This window comes from Actinoplanes sp. CA-252034 (genome assembly GCF_050956125.1).
GTDB lineage: Bacteria > Actinomycetota > Actinomycetes > Mycobacteriales > Micromonosporaceae > Actinoplanes.
Genome location: NZ_CP191846.1, coordinates 6,652,072 through 6,672,202 on the forward strand (window position 1 = coordinate 6,652,072; position 20,131 = coordinate 6,672,202).

At 70.8% G+C, this 20,131-nt stretch carries 20 protein-coding genes; 14 read left to right on the forward strand and 6 right to left on the reverse strand.

Translation table 11 applies throughout. The annotated features are described in order from the left end of the window. Positions 1–46: 46 nt before the first annotated feature. The gene (locus tag ACQPZW_RS30765) at positions 47–1,075 is read right to left on the reverse strand and encodes a helix-turn-helix transcriptional regulator (protein ID WP_433789537.1); all 1,029 of its coding nucleotides are present in this window, start codon (positions 1,073–1,075) and stop codon (positions 47–49) included. A gap of 124 nt (positions 1,076–1,199) precedes the next feature. Here ACQPZW_RS30765 and ACQPZW_RS30770 point away from each other — a divergent pair, with 124 nt between their 5' ends. Both ACQPZW_RS30770 and ACQPZW_RS30775 read left to right on the forward strand, forming a co-directional pair. Next, positions 1,200–1,625 carry a VOC family protein gene (locus tag ACQPZW_RS30770; protein ID WP_433789538.1) on the forward strand — a complete coding sequence of 142 codons (426 nt, stop codon included), beginning with the start codon at positions 1,200–1,202 and terminating at the stop codon, positions 1,623–1,625. Positions 1,626–1,764: 139 nt separating this feature from the next. Next, on the forward strand, positions 1,765–2,364 hold the full coding sequence (locus tag ACQPZW_RS30775) for a GNAT family N-acetyltransferase (protein ID WP_433789539.1): 600 nt from the start codon (positions 1,765–1,767) through the stop codon (positions 2,362–2,364). A 330-nt stretch (positions 2,365–2,694) separates the two neighbouring features. Here the strand turns inward: ACQPZW_RS30775 and ACQPZW_RS30780 are convergent, their stop codons facing one another. After that, positions 2,695–3,291, reverse strand: coding sequence for a TetR/AcrR family transcriptional regulator (locus ACQPZW_RS30780; RefSeq protein ID WP_433789540.1), 597 nt, complete (start codon positions 3,289–3,291; stop codon positions 2,695–2,697). Positions 3,292–3,626: 335 nt separating this feature from the next. On the opposite strand from ACQPZW_RS30780, the gene ACQPZW_RS30785 reads away from it, so the two are divergent. After that, a complete protein-coding gene (locus ACQPZW_RS30785) occupies positions 3,627–4,865 on the forward strand; it encodes an alpha-hydroxy-acid oxidizing protein (RefSeq protein ID WP_433789541.1) in 1,239 nt (412 codons plus the stop codon). Between the two features lie 292 nt (positions 4,866–5,157). On the opposite strand, the gene ACQPZW_RS30790 is transcribed toward ACQPZW_RS30785, so the two are convergent. Further along, a complete protein-coding gene (locus ACQPZW_RS30790; RefSeq protein WP_433789542.1) occupies positions 5,158–6,333 on the reverse strand; it encodes an MFS transporter in 1,176 nt (391 codons plus the stop codon). A 39-nt stretch (positions 6,334–6,372) separates the two neighbouring features. On the opposite strand from ACQPZW_RS30790, the gene ACQPZW_RS30795 reads away from it, so the two are divergent. The 4 genes from ACQPZW_RS30795 to ACQPZW_RS30810 all read left to right on the forward strand — a co-directional run bounded on the left by ACQPZW_RS30795 (position 6,373) and on the right by ACQPZW_RS30810 (position 8,452). Beyond that, the gene (locus ACQPZW_RS30795; protein WP_433789543.1) at positions 6,373–6,921 is read left to right on the forward strand and encodes a hypothetical protein; all 549 of its coding nucleotides are present in this window, start codon (positions 6,373–6,375) and stop codon (positions 6,919–6,921) included. A gap of 370 nt (positions 6,922–7,291) precedes the next feature. Further along, positions 7,292–7,618, forward strand: coding sequence for a DMT family transporter (locus tag ACQPZW_RS30800; protein ID WP_433789544.1), 327 nt, complete (start codon positions 7,292–7,294; stop codon positions 7,616–7,618). A gap of 65 nt (positions 7,619–7,683) precedes the next feature. Beyond that, positions 7,684–8,166 (forward strand): TetR/AcrR family transcriptional regulator, encoded by a 483-nt coding sequence (locus tag ACQPZW_RS30805; protein ID WP_433789545.1) that lies wholly within the window; start codon positions 7,684–7,686, stop codon positions 8,164–8,166. Positions 8,167–8,242: 76 nt separating this feature from the next. Further along, a complete protein-coding gene (locus ACQPZW_RS30810; protein WP_433789546.1) occupies positions 8,243–8,452 on the forward strand; it encodes a hypothetical protein in 210 nt (69 codons plus the stop codon). 27 nt (positions 8,453–8,479) lie between these two features. Here the strand turns inward: ACQPZW_RS30810 and ACQPZW_RS30815 are convergent, their stop codons facing one another. After that, entirely contained in the window at positions 8,480–9,142 is a 663-nt protein-coding gene (locus ACQPZW_RS30815) for a response regulator (RefSeq protein WP_433789547.1), read from the reverse strand. Next, entirely contained in the window at positions 9,135–10,118 is a 984-nt protein-coding gene (locus ACQPZW_RS30820; protein ID WP_433789548.1) for a sensor histidine kinase, read from the reverse strand. Before ACQPZW_RS30820 ends, ACQPZW_RS30815 begins: the two co-directional genes overlap by 8 nt. A 293-nt stretch (positions 10,119–10,411) precedes the next feature. Here ACQPZW_RS30820 and ACQPZW_RS30825 point away from each other — a divergent pair, with 293 nt between their 5' ends. From ACQPZW_RS30825 to mnhG, 7 genes are read left to right on the forward strand one after another with little or no spacing between them, the layout of a single operon-like run. Beyond that, positions 10,412–10,897 (forward strand): cation:proton antiporter regulatory subunit, encoded by a 486-nt coding sequence (locus ACQPZW_RS30825; RefSeq protein WP_433789549.1) that lies wholly within the window; start codon positions 10,412–10,414, stop codon positions 10,895–10,897. Further along, positions 10,891–13,914, forward strand: a complete 3,024-nt coding sequence (locus ACQPZW_RS30830; protein WP_433789550.1) for a Na+/H+ antiporter subunit A — start codon at positions 10,891–10,893, stop codon at positions 13,912–13,914. Before ACQPZW_RS30825 ends, ACQPZW_RS30830 begins: the two co-directional genes overlap by 7 nt. Continuing rightward, complete coding sequence (locus ACQPZW_RS30835) at positions 13,911–14,333, forward strand: Na(+)/H(+) antiporter subunit C (RefSeq protein WP_433789551.1); 423 nt, start codon at positions 13,911–13,913, stop codon at positions 14,331–14,333. Before ACQPZW_RS30830 ends, ACQPZW_RS30835 begins: the two co-directional genes overlap by 4 nt. Next, positions 14,330–15,817 carry a Na+/H+ antiporter subunit D gene (locus ACQPZW_RS30840; protein ID WP_433789552.1) on the forward strand — a complete coding sequence of 496 codons (1,488 nt, stop codon included), beginning with the start codon at positions 14,330–14,332 and terminating at the stop codon, positions 15,815–15,817. Before ACQPZW_RS30835 ends, ACQPZW_RS30840 begins: the two co-directional genes overlap by 4 nt. Beyond that, positions 15,817–16,377, forward strand: coding sequence for a Na+/H+ antiporter subunit E (locus tag ACQPZW_RS30845; protein ID WP_433797664.1), 561 nt, complete (start codon positions 15,817–15,819; stop codon positions 16,375–16,377). Before ACQPZW_RS30840 ends, ACQPZW_RS30845 begins: the two co-directional genes overlap by 1 nt. Continuing rightward, entirely contained in the window at positions 16,374–17,012 is a 639-nt protein-coding gene (locus ACQPZW_RS30850) for a monovalent cation/H+ antiporter complex subunit F (RefSeq protein WP_433789553.1), read from the forward strand. The genes ACQPZW_RS30845 and ACQPZW_RS30850 overlap by 4 nt, the downstream gene beginning before the upstream one ends. Then, positions 17,009–17,449: a monovalent cation/H(+) antiporter subunit G gene (gene mnhG / locus ACQPZW_RS30855; protein WP_433789554.1), complete on the forward strand. Its 441-nt coding sequence runs from the start codon at positions 17,009–17,011 to the stop codon at positions 17,447–17,449. Before ACQPZW_RS30850 ends, mnhG begins: the two co-directional genes overlap by 4 nt. Before the next feature lie 77 nt (positions 17,450–17,526). Here the strand turns inward: mnhG and ACQPZW_RS30860 are convergent, their stop codons facing one another. Continuing rightward, positions 17,527–20,121, reverse strand: coding sequence for a putative bifunctional diguanylate cyclase/phosphodiesterase (locus ACQPZW_RS30860; RefSeq protein ID WP_433789555.1), 2,595 nt, complete (start codon positions 20,119–20,121; stop codon positions 17,527–17,529). Between the last annotated feature and the right edge of the window lie 10 nt (positions 20,122–20,131).

Consider the following 20,131-nt stretch of genomic DNA (forward strand, 5'->3'; position numbering starts at 1 on the left):
CCGCCACCGCCCTACCGCCCCGCGAACCGGCCCTCCCGCCACCGCCCTACCGACCGCGGTAGAGGTCGACGAGCTCGGCGCCGATCCGGGCCAGCTCGGCGCGTACCTCCGGCGGATCGAGAACCTCGACGGCGGCGCCCCAACCGGACAGGGTGCGAGCGATGTCGCGGGCCTCCGGCGCGCCCACCCGCACCCGGGACCGCCCGTCGGCGAGGGTCTCCAGAACCTCGCAATGCCGACCGAAGTGGTCACGCAGCACCCACACGAACCGCTCCGCGATCAGCAGCGTCGCCCACGTCCGGGACCGCAACCCCTCGACGTCGCCGACCACCTGCGCCCAGGCCTCGTCCAGGTGGAAGTCGACCGGTCGCTCGAACGTCTCCCCGGTCACGACGACCCCCGACATCCGGTCCACCCGAAAGGTCCGCCGCCCGCGAGTGGTACCGGCGATCAGGTAGTACAGGTCCCCTTTGTCGACCACACCCCACGGCTCCGCGACCCGCTCAGTGTCCGTCGTCCGAGCCTGGGAGCCGGCGTTCGCGCTCCTCGCCGCCCCCTCACGCCGATCGGCACTTTCGCCCTTCCCCGGCCGCTCATCGCCGTCCGGCCCTTCGCTGCCCGCCGCACGCTCACCGCGGCGGATGCCCTGGTAGGTGAAGCGGATCCGCCGGCGCTTGACCACCGCTTCCTGTAGCACGCTGATCACCTCCGGCGGCTGCTTCTCTCGTTCGCCCCAGCCGGCCGCATCGATCAGAGTCGCACCGGCGGCGACTTCGGCCTCGGCGCGGAACGGGGCGGGCAGCGCCCGAAGCAGTTTGCGCAACGCTGTCTTCGCCTCGCCGGACACCGCGGTCGGCCCGGCGAGCAGGAACAACGCCCGCGCCTCGGCCGCTGACAGGCCGCTCAGGTCGGTACGGGCTCCGCCGACCAGTGACCATCCGCCGTGCCGGCCGGGCTGCGGATAGACCGGAACCCCGCTTGCGGCCAGCGCTTCCAGATCACGGCGGGCGGTCGCCACCGACACCTGCAGCTCGGCAGCGACCTCGGCTGCGGTCACCCGACCGCGGGTCTGCATGAACAGAAGAGTGGCTACAAGCCGGTCCGCACGCATACGAGCCAGATTCCCAGAGAAAGTGCTCAGGAGGTGAGCACTTAACCCGGAATCATCGACGTCGACTCCAATCGAAGGGACCACCGCCATGCTCCGCGGATTCACCACCGTCACGTACTTCGCCGACGACATGGCCGCGGCCCGGGCCTGGTATACACAGGTCTTCGAGGCCGAGCCCTACTTCGTCCGCGAGGCCGGCCCGGAAGCCGCCTACCTCGAATGGCGAACCGGCGACTACCAGCACGAATTCGGCCTGCTCAACGCCAGGTTCGCCCCGCACCGGCCGACCGGCGTCCCGTCCGGGGCGATCATCTACTGGGCGGTCGACGACGTCGACGCCGCCTACCAGCGGTTGCTCACGCTCGGCGCAACCGAACACGACAAGCCCACCGAACGCGGCCCCGGCTACGTCACGGCTTCGGTGACCGACCCCTTCGGCAATGTTCTCGGAGTCATGTACAACCAGCACTACCTGGACATTCTCGCGGGTACGCGGCCGGTTCCCCGCGCATGATCCTGACGCCGCCCTGTCGGCCGCAACCAGACAGCCCCGTCGCCGAGGAGCCGACGGGACGCCTGGTTGCGGTCGGCGATGGGGTGGCGCGTACGAGAAAGGGTTGCGGTGGAAGCGTTTCCACCGCATACCGTGCGGCGTGCCCGAGATCCGCCTGTACCGGCCCGCCGATCGCGCCGCCATCTACGACATCTGCGTCCGCACAGCCGATGCCGGCGCCGACGCCCGCGGACAGTATTCCAGTGACGACCTGATGGGTGACCTGTTCGCGGGCCCCTATGCCCATCTGGAACCGCATCTGGCATTCGTCGTCGACGATGGCTGCGAGGTGGTCGGTTATGTCGTGGGCACGCCCGACACCGCCGATTTCGTCCGCCGCTACCGCGCCGAGTGGATTCCACTCGTGGGTGACCGCTATCCGGTTCTGCCTCCGCCGCCGCGCACTCCCGAGCAGGACATGGTCGCCCTGCATTTCCACCCCGAACGCATGTTGGTCGACGGGCTCGACGGATATCCCGCACACCTGCACATCGACCTGCTGCCCGCCTATCAGGGCCGCGGTTTCGGCCGCCGCCTGATCGACCGTTTCCTGACAACGGTCGACGCTCCCGGCGTCCATTTGGGCATGCTCACCGCGAACGTGAAGGCCCGAGGCTTCTACGACCGTCTCGGTTTCACCGTTCTCCCAGTCCCCGATCCTGATCCGCTCACCTTTCTCGGAATCAGGACCGGCAAATAGTCCCGATTCATCGATGGCATCGAGTTGACCGCTCGGTGACTGCCGGTCTTGTCGGCCCAGGTCTCCGGCCGCCATGAGAATCCGCCGGCGAGAGTCGACGAGACCGGCCTTTCCCGTGACCAGCGGCCGCAGCGCCACGGCCGATCCACATCTGAACTCGGGGGGGGCGTCCCGCGGGCCCATCACCCGGCCCTGCCTGGCCCAGCGCGCTCGGGCTCAGCCCGGCCCGGACCGGCCCGCTCACCCTCAGCCCGGCCCGGCCTGGCGCGGCCCGGCCCGGCCTGGCGCGGCCTGGCGCGGCCTGGCGCGGCTCGGCGCGGCGCGGCGCGCTCAGCCCTGCTCGCCGAGCGCGTGGAGGAATCCAGCGGTGATCGTGTCGAGGGTGGGCAGGGCTCGGGCGGTCCCGGGGATGCGGGCCACCGTGGTGGCGTCCCGGATCGCGCTCAGGGCGAGTAGCAGCGACTCACGGAATCGCGGCAGCCGGGCATAGGTGGGCAGGGCCTCCTCGGCGACCGCGATTACCCGGTCGGTGACCGCCACCAGTGTGGCCGCCGTCTTCTCCGCGGTGTCGGGATGGGTCCGTGCGAGCACCAGCAGTTCCGCCACGACGGCGAGGACCGGCGAGCTGAAGCTGTCCCACACGCGGCGAAGCAGCAGCTCGGCCCGTTGACGCTCGGTGGCGCCCTCCACCGGCCGGGACGCCTCATCGAGCAGCCGAGTCGCCAGGCGGTTGATCGCCGAGTCGATGAGGGCGGCCTTCGTCGGGAAGTAGTGCTGCTGCAACCCCTGACTGACGCCGGCCAGCTGAGCCACACCGCGGGTCGTGGTCGCGGCGAATCCGACGGTGGCCAGGCTCTCCAGAGTCGCGTCCAGAAGTGCTTCGACGGCTTGGGCACGCCGCGCCGCCCGCACCCCGCCGTGTGTCACCCGCCGATCCTAACTTTCCCCAAGTCAGCCGACTTCTCAAGTCAGGTGACTTGGTTTAACGTGTCAGCCACGTCCACCGATCCCATCAGCGTCTCCCCTGCCGGTCCCCGTCGTCGCCTGCAGATCCTCAGCCAGACGGAGCTCCGCCCCTACTCGTTGCCCGCCCTCGTATGTTCTCCGACCTCAGTTCTCTCCCCGCGCCGCCGATCGTCCAGACCCGTCATTCGCCCAGACCCGTCGTTCGCCCAGACCTGTCATTCGTCCATCCCGACCGTTTCCAGCTCAACCTGATCGACCTCTCGGAGGAGCCGATGTCCGGAGCCGGGCTTGCCCGTTTGAGCACGATCTACCGCCAGGGCGCTCTGGGGCGGCGGCCCGCGGTCCCGGCTGACTTCGCCGAGTTGGAGCGCCGCGCCCGCCGGGCTGCCGGTGCGCGCGCCTGGGCCTACGTCGCTGGTGGTGCCGGTGAAGGGCGGACCATGCGCCGTAACCGGGATGCCTTCGGCCGCTGGTCGATCGTGCCGCGGATGGCCTCGGGCGCCGTCGACCGGGACCTGTCGATCGAACTGCTGGGCGTCCGTCACCCGACGCCGCTGCTGCTCGCGCCGGTCGGGGCGGGCGCGCTGATGGCCGCCGACAGCGACGTGAAGGTCGCCCGTGCCGCGGCCTCTACCGGCACCGCTTACGTCTTCTCCAATCAGGGCTGCAATCCGATGGAGGAGTGCGCGGCGGCGATGGGCGACGCGGCACGGTGGTTCCAGCTCTACTGGAGCAAGGACGAGCAACTCGTCGACAGCCTGATCGCTCGGGCGGAGGCGATCGGGGCCGGCGCTCTGGTCGTCACTTTGGACACGACCGTGCTCGGATGGCGGCCGCAGGACCTCAATCTGGGCTCGTTGCCGTTCAGCCGCGGCCAGGGCATCGCGCAGTACACCTCGGATCCACGGTTCCGGCAGATCGCCGCCGAGCGGGCCGGGCAGCCCTCGCCGAAACCCGAGGTGACGCTCGGGGCGATCCGCACGCTGCTGGCGATGACCCGCAACCACCCGGGCCGGTTCTGGGCGAACCTGCGCTCGCCACTGCCGAAGGCCTCGGTCGAGACGTTCCTCGACATCTACTCCAATCCCGGTCTGAGCTGGGATCATCTCGCCACGCTCCGGGGCCGGACGCGCCTGCCGATCGTCTTCAAGGGGATCCTGAGCCCGGACGACGCCCGCCGGGCCTTCGACGTCGGCGCCGACGCGATCGTGGTCTCCAACCACGGTGGCCGACAGATCGACAATGCCATCGCCTCCCTCGACGCTCTGGTCGCCATTCGTGCCGAACTCGGCCCGGACCCGACGATCCTGCTGGACAGCGGCATCCGCACCGGCGCCGACGTCTTCACCGCGCTCGCCCTCGGCGCGAACGCCGTGCTCCTCGGACGCCCCTACATGTACGGCCTCGCCCTCGCCGGTCAGAGCGGCGTCGAAGACGTGATCCGCAATGTGATCGCCGAACTGGACCTGACGATGGCCCTGACCGGCACCCGCGACATCGCCGGAATCACTCGAAGCCTGCTGACCGCTGCCTGACCTAGCACTCAACCCGCCCCAACCCCGAACCACGAACCAACCCCCGCAGCCGACCGCCGACCGCCCACCGCAGCCGGCCGATCACCGCAGCCGGGCCGCAAGCCTGCCGCTGCGGCTGCGGCCATGCTCGCCGACGAACCGCTGCCTGAACCTCGCACAGAGCCCGCCGCAGCCCCGACCGACCAACCACCGCAGCCGGACGCCGACGCCCACCGCAGCCGGACGGCCGCCTGCGGGGGCTTGTCGCTGCTGCCCGGCCTGCCGGCAAACCGCTGCCTGCCCGGCCCGCCGATCAGGCAGCGGCGGCTGGTCGGGCAGGCTGCTCGGCCAGGCGAAGACTGCCCGCGCTCAACGCCACGAAGACGGCCAGAACCACGGGAATCCCCAGCGCCGCGGGCAACCCGACGAACGTCGCGGCAGCCCCGATGGCGATCGGCCCGAGCAGGAATCCGACATAGCCGATGCTCACCACGGTGGACAGTGCCTGCCCGGCCCGCCGCGGATCCACGCCCGCCGCCGCCGAGAAGAACTGCGGAGCCACACACGACACCCCGAGCCCCAGCAGGCCGAAACCGGCGACGCCGGCCGCCGGGTGGTCGATCAGCAGGCCCAGGCCGAGACCGGCGGCGGCGATCAGGCCGCTGGCCCGGATCAGGGTCACCGGCCCGAATCGCCCGGCGACCCGGTCGCCCACGAGCCGGCCTGCGGTCATCAGGATGGCGAACGCCGCATACCCGTACGCGGCGAAGCCCTCCGAGGCGCCGAGGTCGTCACGCAGATAGACCGCACTCCAGTCGGCAGCCGCGCCCTCGCCCACCAGCGTGCAGAGCACCACGACCCCGAAGAAGATCAGCAATGGCCGGCCGCCGGATGTGGTGGGCTCGTCCCCGGCCGTCATGTTCGCCGCTGCCGGCGAGGACGGCAGGATCCACCTCGATGCGGCGCCGGCCAGCACGACCGCGGCCAGGCCGACACTGATCAAGGTCACGGCGACACTCAACCCGGCATGCGCGAACAGGCTGCCCACGATCGCGCCGAGGAACCCGCCGATGCTGTAGACGGCGTGGAACGACGCCATGATCGGCCGCCCGTGGGCCCGCTCGACCTCGGCCGCGTTGGCGTTCATCGCGATGTTGAGCGTGCCGTGCACCGCCCCGAAGACGAACAGAGCCACGCTGAGCAGCACCAGCCCGTCGGCGAGCGCCGGTGGGATCAGCAGAGCACCCTCCAGTAGGGCGGCTGGGACGAGCACACGTGAGCTGCCGAAACGGTCGGTCAGACGGCCGATCAGCGCCATCCCGGTAATGCAGCCGGCCGCGAACGCCAGCAGCGCGATGCTGAGCCGCCCGTCGGTCAGGCCGAGGTTGTCCTTGACCGCCGGAATACGGGCCGTCCACACCCCGAGAGCGGCCCCGAACATCAGGAAGACCAGGGAGGTGGCGATCCGGCCACGGCGCACGTGGTTCATGAGGGGCACATTAGACCGACCCTCTGACAAAATCGGCGCATGCCGATCGTACGGAAGGTGATCGCCCTGCTCATGCTGGCCGGCGCCGCCGGCTGCGGTGACGAGCCCGGCATCGTCGACCCGCCGCCCTCGCTCCGGCCCAGCGGAGCGGCCGCTCCGGTCGTCGGCTGCACCGACGCGATCGCCCGGGAGGACTCACCCGGCGAGACCTACCAGGTGGTCGCCGGTGCCGCGGCTGTGCCTTCGAGCGACCAGGTGCTGGAGCCGGCTGAGCACACCTCCGGCGAGGGCCCGACCCGCTTGTTCGCCAAGTGGGGACTGCTGGTGCGCAGCGGCGCCACCGTCGATGTCGCCCTGCTGCCCGGCTGGGCCGACCGGGCCCGCCTGAGCTGGGGCGATACCGAAGTCGAGCCGGCCGACGCGGTGCGCGTCACCGCATGCGGGGATGGTGCGGCGTGGTCGGTCTTCGCCGGCGGCACCTGGGTGGCCGAGGCCGACTGCGTCCCGATCAGGATCACCACCGCCGACGGCACGGAGGCCATCGCCGAGTTGTCGATCGGCGCGCCGTGCAGCCGGCCGGGCGGCTGACGCCTGCGCCCGGTTTCTGAGGCGCCGCACGGCCCCGCATCCGCATCCGCATGCGGTTGCGGTTGCGGTTGCGGTTGCGGTTGCGGTTGCGGATAAGCATTCGCACGCGGCAGCGGTTGCGCATAAGCATTCGCACGCGGCAGCCCTTGCGCGGCAGGCGATGAACGCCACCGGGCGCGGGATGGCCGAGGGCGCCGTGCAGCGTCCCGAGAGCTGGGGACGTCGCGCCTTGCCGGTGACTTTGCTGGTCATCAGCCTGGGCGCGCTGTCCGCCGCGATCGGTGTGGGCCTCATCGCGCTGGCTCTGCGATGGCGCCTTCTTGTACGATCGTACTTGTACATCCGTACAAGATAAGATCGAAGGCCCGCCGTGCACTACCTGTTCCTGTTCATCGCGATCGCCGCCGAGCTCCTCGCCACCGCCCTGATGAAAAGCACCCACGGCTTCACCCGCCTGTGGCCCACCCTCGCCGTCCTCGCCGGTTACGGCGTGTCGTTCATCCTGCTGGCACAGGCGGTCAAGAGCATCGAGGTGGGCGTCGCCTACGCGATCTGGTCCGGTGTCGGCACCGCCGCGATCGTCGCGATCGGCGCGGTCTTCCTCGGCGAACCACTCACGACCGTTAAGGTGGCGGGCATTGCCCTCATCATCGGCGGAGTCGTGATGCTCAATCTCAACACCGGCGGCGCCCATTGACCGCTCGCCGCACCCAGCGCGCCCGTGATCCCGAGGCCCGTAGGGCGGCCCTGGCCGCAGCAGCGATGGAGATCGTGGCGGAGAGCGGTGTGGGCCGGACCACCCATCGAGCGGTGGCCGCCCGCGCGGGCCTGCCCCTGGGCGCGACGACCTACTACTATCCGACTCTCGACGACCTGATCGCGGCTGGTCTGCGGCACGCCCTGGACACTCTGCAGACCGACCTCCGGGCCTGGGACGAGCGCCTGCGCACGGCGCCCGACATGCCCGAAGCCCTGACGCAACTGGTCCAGGAGTATCTCGCCGACCGCCGCCAGGTCCGCATCGAGTATGAGCTGTTCGTCGCGGCCGCCCGCGACGAGGCTCTGCGCCCGCTGGCCGAGGCCTGGCTGAACGACATCCCGGAAACCCTGGTCACCGCCATCGGCACCGCGAAGGCGCGCGACATCTGCGCCCTGCTGGACGGCTTCATCCTCCAGGCTCTGGTGAGCGACACCGAACTCGATGCCGCACGCTTGACATCCGCAATCCGAAAACTAAGTGCATAAGACCCTCCTCTGGTACGGGCCACCGCTCCCTCGACCACACCACCGCGTCCCGTGACTCCCCCGCGACGTCCGCCCGGTGCAGGACGACACCGCGCGCGCCGGGCTGAATCCCGGCGCAAGGCTCATCGCCTCCCCACCGCACCACCTCCCACCCCACCATCTGCGCGTCCTGCAGCAGGCCACCGCAAGCACGTCCTGGAGCGGGCCGCCGCCCGCGCGTCCTGGAGCGGGCCGCCGCCCGCACGTCCTGCAGCGGGCCACCGCGCTGTGCGGAGCCGGCGCCTGACAGGCAAGCTCGAACAGCCGTGGTGGATCAGGGCTCGATCAGGCCGGCCCGGATCGCGTAGCGGGTCAGCTCGAGACGGTCGCGGAGGCCGAGCTTCTGCAGCAGGTTGGACCGGTGCCGTTCGACAGTCTTGACGCTGATCACCAGCAGGTCGGCGATCTCCTTGGACGAATGGCCCTCGGCGACCAGTTTCAGCACCTCCTCCTCGCGGTCGGTGATGGCACGGCCGGAGGCTGGGTCCTCACCGTCGGCCACGCGCTCCAGATAGTTGCGGATCAGCGCGTTGACGGCCCCCGGATACAGGAACGGCTCGCCGCGGACAGCGGCCCGGCACGCCTCGACGAGGTCCCGGTCGGCGACCGACTTGAGTACGTAGCCGGACGCGCCGGCCTTGAGCGCCTCGAAGAAGTACTGCTCGTTGTCATACATGGTCAGGATCAGGATGCTCATGTCGGGCAGAAGCCGGGACAGCTCACGTGCCGCCTGCAGGCCGGTCAGCCGTGGCATCGCGATGTCGAGGATCGCCAGGTCGGGCCGCTCCGCGCGGGCCTGCGTGATCGCCTCGGCACCGTCGGAGGCTTCGGCGACGACGGTCAGATCGGGCTCGCTGTCGAGGATGAGCCGCACTCCGCGCCGGACCAGAGCGTGATCGTCGGCGAGCAGGATGCGGGCGGGGCCGCGGTCAGTCATGGTGTTCCTCTCCGCCGAGTGGCACTCGCAACAGGACCTCGGTGCCCCGGCCGGGGGCGGGGCCGACGGTGAGGTCGGCGCCGATCAGCAGAGCGCGTTCTCGCATGCCCCGCACACCGGCGCCCTCGGGGGCATCGCCCACGCCGCGGCCGTCGTCACGGATGCGCAGCTCGACCTCTCCCGGGCCACCGCTGTCGGGTGGCACGCCGGGCAGGTCGGTGAGGCTGAGGGCCACCTGTCTGGCACCGGAGTGCCGGGCCGTGTTGGTCAGTGACTCCTGGGCGACCCGGTAGAGCACGAGCTCCGTCTCCTTTCCCAGATCCGGCAGATCGCCGTCGATGCTGCAGCGCACGGTCAGCCCGGTCGTCGAGAACTCGCCCGCCAGTGACTTGAGGGCGCTGGCCAGGCCCAGCTCTTCGAGAACCCCGGGGCGCAAGCGGCGGGCGATCCGGCGGATCTCGTCTAGCCCGTTACGGACGGTCTCCTGGACCTGCCGCACCTCGCCGGAAACCGGCTCGGGCGCATGATCGGCGACTCGCTTCAGCTCCAGCAGGACGGCGGTGAGGGTCTGCCCCACCTCGTCGTGCAGCTCCTGCGCGATCCGCTGACGCTCGGCCTCCTGCGCTGACAGCGCTCGGGCGGCGCTGGTGGCGCGCTCGGCTTCGAGCCGGTCGAGCATCGTGTTGAAGCTGCGGATCAGATCGGCGATGCCGCTGCGGCCGGTGACGGCCAGACGGTGCCCGGGACGCAGCAGGTCGACAGTGTTCATGGTGCGGGTGAGCCGGTCGAGGGGCGCCAGGCCGATCCGCAGCAGGCCGGCGTTGGCGACGAGCATCACCACGAGGACCCCGGTGAGGATCATCGCCTCGGTGACCAGCACCGGTGTCGACACCGTGAACGGGCCGACCATGAGCAGCGCGAACGCCGCCGTCACGACCACCGCGTTGAGCAGGAAGATCCGCCAGAACAGGGACAACCGCTGTGGCCTCCTCGCCGGTGTCTCCTCCACTTTCGCACCCATCCGCCGGTTACCCGGCCAAGTCACGGTCCGATTCACCCCTGCCTGTCGAGGGGTGAATGTGATGACCGGCCAAGCGTGCCCAATCGGCGTACGGGCCGTCCATACGGGCAGCCACCCATTCAGGGTTCGGCTTTCCGAACCTCGAATGGGTGGCAGCCCGCACCTCGAATGGAGAGCTGCCCGGATGGTCAGCGGCGGCGCTCCTGGCTTGGATGGAGGACATACGAAAACGAGCAGGAGGTGCCGCGATGACGCTGGAACGGATCGGTCTGCCCGGGGTCGGCGTGTCTCACCTGCTCACCACGCGGGACGGGGACCGGCTGGCCGTCGTCGTCCGCCCGGACGGGTGCCGTGACCTGGCGATCTACGACCCGGCCGAGCCGGACCGGGTGGCCGGCACGGTGCTGCTGTGCGCTGACGAGGCACACTTGGTGGCCGACGTCCTGCACACGACCGTCGTTCTCGATCACGTCGGTGACCCGGCCGTGACCGCCGGCGGGCTCCCCTCGGGCGAGACGCAGGTGGTCCGGCTCAGAGTCCCGGCCGGTTCGGCGTGTGCGGGCCGGCCGCTCGCCGCACCCCACGGCGCCGACGTCGTCGCCGTGATCCGCGGGGTCCGGGTGCTCCCCCATCCGGATCCCGCGCTCGAGCTGCAAGCCGACGATGTGCTGCTGGCTGTCGGCAGCTCCCCCGCGCTGGCCCGCCTGCACGACCTTCTGGCGGCGCCGTGCTGATCCTGTTGGCTGTGCACCTGGTCGCCGCGCTGCTGGCGCCCGTGCTCGTCCGGTTCCTGGGTCCGCGCGCGTTCTACGTGCTGGCGATGGCGCCGCTGACCCCTTTCGGCTGGGCGGTGACGCGTCGCGAGGGTGAGTGGATCCACCCGTGGGTGCCCGACCTCGGGCTGAGTCTGGCTTTCCGGGTCGACGCCCTGTCGTGGCTGCTGATGCTGCTCGTCGGTGGGGTCGGGGCTCTGGTGCTGACCTACTGTGCCCGCTATTTCGCGCCGGACACCCCGGGGCTGGGCCGGTTCGCGGCGGTGTTCGTCGGTTTCGCCGGGGCGATGCTGGGCCTGGTGGTCAGCGACGATCTGCTGCTCATGTACGTCTTCTGGGAGCTGACCACGGTCTTCTCCTACCTGTTGATCGGGCACACCGGGACGGCCCGGCCGAACCGACGGGCAGCGCTGCAGGCGCTGATCGTCACGACCGCGGGTGGTCTGGCGATGCTCGTCGGCATCGTGATCCTGGGCCGGCACGCCGGTGGTTACCGCTGGTCACAGGTGGCGGCCGCGTTGCCGGACGGCCCTGTGCTGACGGTCGCGGTGGTCCTGATCCTGTGCGGGGCCCTGTCCAAGTCGGCGATCTTCCCGGTCAGCTTCTGGCTGCCCGCGGCGATGGCGGCGCCGACTCCGGTCAGCGCCTATCTGCACGCGGCGGCCATGGTCAAGGCGGGAGTGTTCCTGGTCGCCGGGTTCGCGCCGATGATCGCCGCGGCGGGCGGGACGGCGGCGTCCGTCTGGCGGATCCTCGCCGTCGGCCTGGGGCTGGTCACGATGCTCGTGGGCGGCTGGGCGGCCCTCTTCCAGCACGATCTCAAACTGCTTCTGGCGTACGGGACGGTCAGTCAACTGGGCCTGCTGACGGTGGTCCTCGGTTTCGGAACGGCGGGGACAGCCCTCGCCGGTGTGGCGATGCTGCTCGCGCACGCCCTGTTCAAGGCGGCCCTGTTCCTGGTCGTCGGTGTCATCGACAAGACCACCGGCACCCGGGACCTGCGTCGGCTCCGGGGCCTGGGCCGTCGGGCGCCGGTGTTGGCGACCGTCGCCCTCACGGCCGCGGCGTCGATGGCCGGTCTGCCTCCGGCGATCGGATTCGTGGGCAAGGAGGCCGTCTTCGGCGCTCTGCTCGACGCCGGGACGGCCGGCTTGGTGACGCTGGTGGGCGTGGTCGCCGGTTCAGTGCTGACCGTCGCCTACACGGCCCGATTCCTCTGGGGCGCGTTCGCCACCAAGAGCGTCGCGGCGTGCAGGTGGAAGCCGATGACGCGGAGGCCTGGGGAGATGTCGGCGGGTCCGGCCGTGGACACCGACGTGGAGGCGGGCGGCCCGGTCGGTACCGGTGGTGTCTCGGCGGATGGCCCGGCCGGCGTCGCTACGGAGCCGGAGGGAAAGGGCGCGTCCACGGTTGACACGGTCCCTGCACCGGCCGGGTCGTTGCTGGTCGCGCCAGCGGTGCTGGCGTTCGCCGGAGTCGTGGCGGGGTGTCTTGCCGGGATGGTCGAGAGGGTGCTCTCGCCGTACCACCGAGGTTTCGAGGGCGCCGGAGACGTCGCCCACCTGGCGCTGTGGCACGGACCGGGTGTGCCGCTCGCCCTGTCCGTGCTGGCCGTGGCCGGCGGGCTGGCACTGTTCCGGTGGATGCCGGCGGGGAAGGCCGGGCCGCGGCCGGGTGGCGGTGTGTACGAGCGGGTGATGACCGGGATGGACCGGCTCGCCGTCGAGGTCACGGGGGCTACTCAGCGGGGTTCGCTGCCGTTCTACCTGGCGGTGATCTTCATCGTGTTGATCGCGACGGCCGGGCCGGCCATGGTGGTCGGCTGGCCGGGGCGAGCCGAGTTCCGGTTGTGGGACACCCCGCTGCATCTGGTTCCGGTGGCGGTGTCGGTCGTCGCGGCGGTGTTCGCGGTGCCGGCTCCGAGGCGACTGACCGCGGTGATCCTCGTCGGTGTGACCGGGTATGCGAACGCGGGCGTGTTCCTGCTGCACGGCGCCCCCGACCTTGCGCTCACCCAGTTCCTGGTGGAGACGGTCACGCTGGTCATGGTGGTGCTGGTGCTGCGGCGGCTGCCGAGTCACTTCTCGCAGCGTCCCGGCTTGTGGCGGCGGCGGATCCGGATCGGCATCGGTGTCGCGGTGGGCACGGTGATGGCCGGTGTGGGCTATCTGGCGGTGTCGGCGCGGCAGGCGGTGCCGGTGTCGGTGGCCTACCCGGAGATGGTCGTGCCCTACGGTGGCGGCCACAACATCGTCAACGTCATCCTGGTCGACATCCGCGCCTGGGACACGATGGGCGAGGTCGCGGTGCTGGTCGCGGTGGCGACCGGGGTGGCGAGCCTGATCTTCCGGCGGGCGCAGCGGCTGAGCAGGCGCGGGCCGGTGGAGACGGCGTCCGAGCCCCCGCGCGACGAGCCGGTGTGGCTGATGGCCGGCCACACCGTGGAGGCCGGCCGCCGGTCGACCATGCTCGAGGTGGTCACCCGGCTGTTGTTCCACATCATCGTGCTGCTGTCGGTGTATCTGCTGTTCACCGGGCATGACACGCCGGGCGGCGGGTTCACCGGCGGGCTGGTGGCGGGCCTGGCACTGATCGTGCGATATCTGGCCGGCGGGCGGTATGAGCTGGCGGCGGCCGCGCCCGTCGACGCCGGGGCGGTGCTCGGCGCCGGGCTGCTCGTCGCGGTCGGCAGTGGCGCCGCCGGGCTGGTCGCCGGCGGGGAGGTGCTGCAGAGCGCAGTGCTCGACCTGCATCTGCCGGTGCTCGGCGACCTGCACCTGGTCACGTCCACGGTGTTCGACATCGGCGTCTATCTGATCGTCGTCGGGCTGGTGCTGGACGTGCTGCGCAGCCTCGGCGCCGAAGTGGACCGGCACGCGCTGGCGACCGCCGCCGACCACGACCCGGGACACGGGACGGGACACGAGACAGGACACGAGACAGGACACGAGAAACGGCCTCAGGAGGAGCTGGTATGAGACCGAGCATCGTGCTGCTGATCGCGGTGGGCGTGCTGTTCGCCGCCGGGACGACACTGCTGCTGGAACGAACTCTGACCCGGGTGCTGCTCGGTGTCATGCTGCTGGGTAACGGGGCGAACCTGCTGGTCCTAGCAGCGGCGGAGCCCGGCTCGCCACCGATCGTCGGGACCGCCGATCCGGCGGAGATGACCGACCCGCTGCCCCAGGCGATGATCCTGACCGCCATCGTCATCACGCTCGGGATGACCGCCTTCCTGCTGGCGCTCGCCTACCGCAGCTGGCGATTGAGCGGGCACGACGAGGTGCAGGACGACGCCGAGGACCGCCGGGTGCGTGAGCTCGCCGAACGCGACGAGGGCTCGGACGCCGAGGATCTCGACGCCGACGAGGCCGAGACCGCGGAGGTGCGCACATGACCTGGCTCGTGCCTCTCCCGGTGATCATGCCGTTGCTCGGGGCGGCGGCGACACTGCTGATGTTCCGGCGGCCCGGGGTGCAGCGGGCCATCAGTGTGAGCGTCCTGACCGCCACCCTGGTCGTGTCGGTCGTTCTACTGGTGCTCTCCGCCGACGGGCCCCTGGTCGTGGCGGTCGGTGGCTGGCCCGTACCCCTGGGGATCGTGCTCGTCGCCGATCAGCTCGCCACCCTGATGCTGGTCGTCTCCGCCGCGGTGACGCTGTGCGTGCTGCTGTACTCGATCGGGCAGGGCGGCTCGGACGGCGACGAAGAGCATCCACTGTCGGTCTACCACCCGACGTATCTGATCCTCACCGCCGGCGTGACCAACGCGTTCCTCTCCGGTGACCTGTTCAACCTGTATGTCGGGTTCGAGATCCTGCTGGCGGCCAGCTATGTGCTGATCACGCTCGGCGGGACGGAGAACCGGATCCGCGCCGGCACGACCTACGTCGTGGTGAGCCTGCTGTCGTCGGTCATCTTCCTGGCCGCCATCGGGTTGATCTACGCGGCCACCGGCACGCTCAACATGGCGCAACTGGTCGAGCGGCTCGACGCGCTTCCCGACGGCGTGCGCATGGTGCTGCAGGGCATGCTGCTGCTCGCGTTCGGGATCAAGGCGGCGATCTTCCCGCTGTCGGCGTGGCTGCCGGACAGCTATCCGACCGCGCCGGCTCCCGTCACTGCCGTCTTCGCGGGGCTGCTCACCAAGGTGGGTGTGTACGCGATCATCCGTACCGAGACGCTGCTCTTCCCCGGTGGCCGGGTCGCCGACCTGCTGATGGTCGCAGCACTGTCCACCATGCTGGTCGGCATCCTCGGCGCGGTCGCGCAGTCCGATCTGAAACGGCTGCTCTCGTTCACGCTGGTCAGCCACATCGGGTATCTGCTCTTCGGCGTGGGGCTCGCGTCACGGGCCGGCATCGCGGCGGCCGTCTTCTACACGCTGCACCACATCATCGTGCAGACGACGCTCTTCCTGGTGGCGGGGCTCATCGAGCGGCGGGGTGGCAGCACTGCGCTGGATCGGCTGGGTGGGCTCGCGCGTACCGCCCCGTTGCTGGCGGTCCTGTTCTTCCTCCCCGCGCTCAATCTCGCCGGGATCCCGCCGTTCTCCGGGTTCCTCGGCAAACTCGGACTCATCCAGGCCGGGGCCGACGACGGCGCCGTGCTGTCCTGGATGCTCGTCGCCGGGTCCGCGCTGACCAGCCTGCTCACCCTTTACGCCCTCGCCCGGGTGTGGAACCTGGCCTTCTGGCGGTCGCCGGCGTCGCCGGAGACGGTCCCGCTGCGGTCGTCGCGCCTGATGGTCACGCCGACGGCAGCGCTGGTCGTCGCGGGAGTGGTGCTCACTCTGGCGGCCGGGCCGTTGTACTCGCTCACCGACACGGTCGCCGAGGATCTGCTCGCGCGGACCCCGTATGTGGAGGCGGTGCTGCCGTGATGGACCGTGCCCGGGACCGGGTCGTCGCGATCATGATCCTCACCGTCGTGTGGATGCTGCTGTGGGGGGTGTTCTCCTGGATCACCCTTCTCGGCGGGCTACTGGTGTCGATGCTGGTGCTGGCGGTGTTCCCGCTGCCCCCGGTGACCTTCGCCGGACGGCTGCGGCCGGGCGGGCTGGTGCGGTTCACGACGCGGTTCCTGATCGATCTCGTGGTCGCCAGTCTCCAGCTCGTGTGGACGGCTTTCGGTGGGCGGCGGGTGCCGCGCAGCGCGGTTATGGCGGTCCGGCTCACCGTGCGGTCCGATCTTCATCTGACCCTGTGTGCGGAGGCCGTGTCGCTGGTTCCCGGAAGTCTGATCGTCGACATGGACCGGGCCGCGGGGATCCTCTACGTCCACGTCTTCGACGTGACCGGCCCGGCGGACATCGACCGGTTCCGGAGCGACGTGCGCGACCTCGAGGAGCGGATCGTCCGGGCGGTCGGCTCGGACGCCGAGATCGATCTGCTCACCGGAGTCGCCGCCGGTTCGACATCGACTGAAGGAGGATCGAGATGACCGTCGTCGCCGCCGTCACCGCGGTGCTTCTGGCCGCCGCGGCCGGCATGGCCCTGATCCGGATCATCCGTGGGCCATCGACCCTGGACCGGATCGTGGGCACCGATGTGCTCCTGGCGATCACCGTGTGCGCGATCGCCACCGAGGCCGCCTACAGCCGGGACGCGACCGGGCTGCCGATCCTGCTCGGGCTGTCGCTGCTCGGCGCCGCGGGGTCGGTGGCGGTGGCACGGTTCGCCGACCCGGTGGCGCGCCCCTCCCTCGCGGCCTCGCCACCGCCGCCCGCACCGTCGAACAGCGCGGGCTCGTCGGTGGTCGGAGACTCGGCGGAGGCATCGCATGAGGCCACCGCGGCGGAGACACTACCGGGCGAGGCCGGAACGCGGGACGCCCCGGACCTGCCAGGTGGCCGGCAAGCACCGGACGAGGCCGGTATGCCGGACGCCCCGGACCTGCCAGGTGGCCGGCAGGCACCGGGCCAGGCCGGAATGCCGGACGCCCCAGACCTGCCAGGTGGCCGGCAGGCACCGGGCCAGGCCGGAGCGCCGGACACCCCAGACCTGCCAGGTGGCCGGAAGGCACCGGGCGCGGCTCGCGTGCCGGTCACGTCGCCGCGATCGGAGGCCGGAGAATGACCGTCACTGCTGTTCTCGATGGCGTTGCCGCAGTGTGCCTGCTCGGCGGGGCGCTACTGAGCCTGGCCGCGGGCGTCGGGTTGCTGCGCTTCCCGGATCTGATGTCGCGGATGCACGCGGCTACCAAGCCCCAGGTCCTCGGCCTGCTGTTGATCCTGGTCGGAGCGGCGATCCGGCTGGGTACGGCGGTCGACATCACCACGCTGGTGCTGGTCGGCGCATTCCAGTTGGTCACCGCACCGGTGGCGGCACACATGGTGGGCCGGACCGCATACCGAGCCGGGCTGTTCCGTCGCGACCTGCTGCTCACCGACGAACTCGCCCCCGACCGCCGGAAGACGATCCGGCGGACCGACCAGGCGTCAGCGTCACAACGGTCCGGTCCGACGGCGGCGGCTACGGCGACCGGCCCGTCCACGCCGGGTTCAGTGTGCTGAGGCGCTGACCACGTGACGAGGGCGACGACTGAGGGCCGGTGGAAGGGCGGGACGGTGTGGGCCGGTGACCGGAGGACTCAGCCCGGAGGTCGCGTTTCGGCCCTGGGGCCGGACATGGCGGCGGGGACAGGTACGGGACCGTTCGGTGGCTCGTACCAGAAAGGAACCGGTGGGGTCGCCATCCGGGCGCCGCACTCCGCCGGTGGCAGGGGTTTCGCCATGAAGTAGCCCTGACCGTACCGGTAGCCCATGTCGCGGAGCCGCTCCAGCTGGGCCCGGCTCTCGATGCCCTCGGCGACCGCCTTCAGCTGCAGATACTCGACCAGTTGGGCGACGGCCGCCGCCACGGCGAGGCGTCCTCGGTCGGCGCCGTCGGCGATGCCGTCGACGAACGATTTGTCGAGTTTGAGTACGTCGACGGGGAAAGCGCGCAGCAGGCTCAGCGACGACTGGCCGGTGCCGAAGTCGTCGAGCGCCAACCGGACGCCCATCTCGTGAAGGGCTTCCAGCGCCTCGGTGACCTGGGGCCCGTCGGCCACCGACGACTCCGTCACCTCGATGATCAGGTGGCGTGGCTGGAGCCCGGTGTCGCTGAGGACGGCCGCGACCTCGTCGACGAACCCGCTCTCCCGTAACTGACGGACGGCCACGTTGACGTTGACGGCCTCGACCGCGTCGGCGCCGAGGGTCGTGCGCCATGCGGCGAGTTGGCCGCACGCCTCGCGGAGCACCCAGGCGCCGAGCGGGACGATGAGGCCGGAGCGTTCGGCGACGGGGATGAAGTCGGCGGGTGAGATGAAGCCGCGTTCCGGGTGCTGCCAGCGGACCAGCGCCTCGCAACCGTGCATCCGCCCGTCGACCAGGTCGTATACGGGCTGGTAGAGCAGTCGCAGCTGCCCGCCGAGGATGGCGTCGTGGAGCTCTCCGGCGAGGCGGGCGTGAGCGGTCATGTCCTGGCGCATCCGCGGCTCGAACCGCACCCAGGACGCCTTGCCCGACTCCTTGGCGGCGTAGAGGGCGATGTCGGCGTTGCGGAGCACCTCGTCGGCGGTCTCACCGGGCTCGGCAACCGCGATGCCCACGCTGGCGTGCAAGAGGAACTGCTGCTCACCGGCACCACCCGGCGGCGAGACAGCACCTCCGGGCGGCGAGACGGCTCCACCCGACGGCGACACAGGCGACACAGGCGAGACGGCACCACCCGACGGCGGCACAGGCGGCACAGGCGGCACAGGCGACGCGGGCGGCACAGGCGACACAGGCGACACAGGCGACACAGGCGACACAGGCGGCACAGGCGACACGGCACCACCCGACGGCGACATCGGTGACACCGCGTGCACCGGCCGGCCGACGATGGCCTGGAAGCGGGTGGCCGCGGCTTCGGCGACGGCCGGGCGGTCGGTGGGGAGCAGCACGGCGAACTCGTCGCCGCCGAGCCGGGCCACGCATTCGTCGAAGCCGGCGCCGTCCTGCAGGCGCTGGGCGACCTGGCGCAGCAGCTGGTCAGCGGCGGCGGGGCCGAGGGTGTCGTTGACCTCTTTGAAGTCGTCGATGTCGATGAACATGGCGGTGGACGGCTGGCCGGCGTCGAGTCGTTCGGTGAGCTCGATGAGGAAACCGGTGCGGTTGGCGAGGCCGGTGAGGTTGTCGGTGAGGGCCAGGCGTTCGATCTCGGCCTGCTGGCGGCGGATGCCGCGGAGCGCACGGGTGTTCTCGCGGAGGCTGAGCAGCTGCCGGATGACGATGATCGTGGCGATCAGGACGGCACCGACGATCACGGCGCGGCCGCGGAGGTCGAGGTCGCGGGCGGACACGATGATGACGAGGACCGCGGTGACGGCGACCGAGAGGAACTGCAGGGGGTCGGCGAACGACCAGCGCAGGTGGCGCGGTTCGACGTCGACGACGCGGCCCTGCCGGTAGGCGGCCGCGCTCATGCCGAGCCCGACCAGTGGATATCCGAGGTAGGACATCAGGGTGACGCTCAGGTCGTCGCCGATGAGGAACGCCAGCACCGTCGCGAGGCCGACGACGGGCTCCAGTGCCAGGATGCCGAGCGCGAGCGGGTCGACCCGGCCGTTGGGGCTCATCGCCGCCCGGCTGAAGATCACCAGTCCGAGCAGGCAGAAGATGCCGACCACGCCGGCCGCGGCCCGGGTGGCGAGCGGGGTGCCGTCGGGGACGGTGCGCAGCACGACGTACCCGAAGAAGACGACGCCGGCGACGATCACGGCGGCCCCGTCGAGCAGCAGCCGTACCCAGTCGAGCCTGGTGCGGGAGGCGATCGGCACGTGCCGGAACGCGATCATCGCGAGGCCCAGGCTGACCACGTTCGACGCGGCCTCGTAGGGCGGCATGTCGGCGTCGCCGCGAATCGCCGCGACGGTGGCTGCCAGGGTGCTGACCAGCAGGGCAGCCGCCGATCCGGCCCAGAGCCGCCAGAACGCGGAGACCGACGGGTCGGTGGCGAGGCGGCTGACCCGGTAGCAGGCGACGGAGGCGCACGCCGCGATCACGGTGCCACCGGCGATGCCGAGGAGAACGTCCTGCGGATCACGCCACGCCAGCCAGCCGAGCACAGCCGCCAGGGCGGCCAGACCCATGATCAGGAGTACGGCCAGCGTCCGGTCCCGTGGTGACGGACCCGGGGTGGCGTCCGATCCTCGCATTGTCGGCCTC

Excerpts from the sequence above, each read along its gene's own strand:
- ACQPZW_RS30765 (WP_433789537.1), bottom strand. The coding sequence starts at position 1,075 with ATGCAGACCCGCGGTCGGGTGACCGCAGCCGAGGTCGCTGCCGAGCTG.
- ACQPZW_RS30835 (WP_433789551.1), top strand. The coding sequence starts at position 13,911 with ATGAGACCGAGCATCGTGCTGCTGATCGCGGTGGGCGTGCTGTTCGCC.
- ACQPZW_RS30770 (WP_433789538.1), top strand. The coding sequence starts at position 1,200 with ATGCTCCGCGGATTCACCACCGTCACGTACTTCGCCGACGACATGGCC.
- ACQPZW_RS30825 (WP_433789549.1), top strand. The coding sequence starts at position 10,412 with ATGACGCTGGAACGGATCGGTCTGCCCGGGGTCGGCGTGTCTCACCTG.
- mnhG (WP_433789554.1), top strand. The coding sequence starts at position 17,009 with ATGACCGTCACTGCTGTTCTCGATGGCGTTGCCGCAGTGTGCCTGCTC.
- ACQPZW_RS30850 (WP_433789553.1), top strand. The coding sequence starts at position 16,374 with ATGACCGTCGTCGCCGCCGTCACCGCGGTGCTTCTGGCCGCCGCGGCC.
- ACQPZW_RS30845 (WP_433797664.1), top strand. The coding sequence starts at position 15,817 with ATGGACCGTGCCCGGGACCGGGTCGTCGCGATCATGATCCTCACCGTC.
- ACQPZW_RS30805 (WP_433789545.1), top strand. The coding sequence starts at position 7,684 with ATGGAGATCGTGGCGGAGAGCGGTGTGGGCCGGACCACCCATCGAGCG.
- ACQPZW_RS30790 (WP_433789542.1), bottom strand. The coding sequence starts at position 6,333 with ATGAACCACGTGCGCCGTGGCCGGATCGCCACCTCCCTGGTCTTCCTG.
- ACQPZW_RS30795 (WP_433789543.1), top strand. The coding sequence starts at position 6,373 with ATGCCGATCGTACGGAAGGTGATCGCCCTGCTCATGCTGGCCGGCGCC.
- ACQPZW_RS30815 (WP_433789547.1), bottom strand. The coding sequence starts at position 9,142 with ATGACTGACCGCGGCCCCGCCCGCATCCTGCTCGCCGACGATCACGCT.
- ACQPZW_RS30840 (WP_433789552.1), top strand. The coding sequence starts at position 14,330 with ATGACCTGGCTCGTGCCTCTCCCGGTGATCATGCCGTTGCTCGGGGCG.
- ACQPZW_RS30860 (WP_433789555.1), bottom strand. The coding sequence starts at position 20,121 with ATGCGAGGATCGGACGCCACCCCGGGTCCGTCACCACGGGACCGGACG.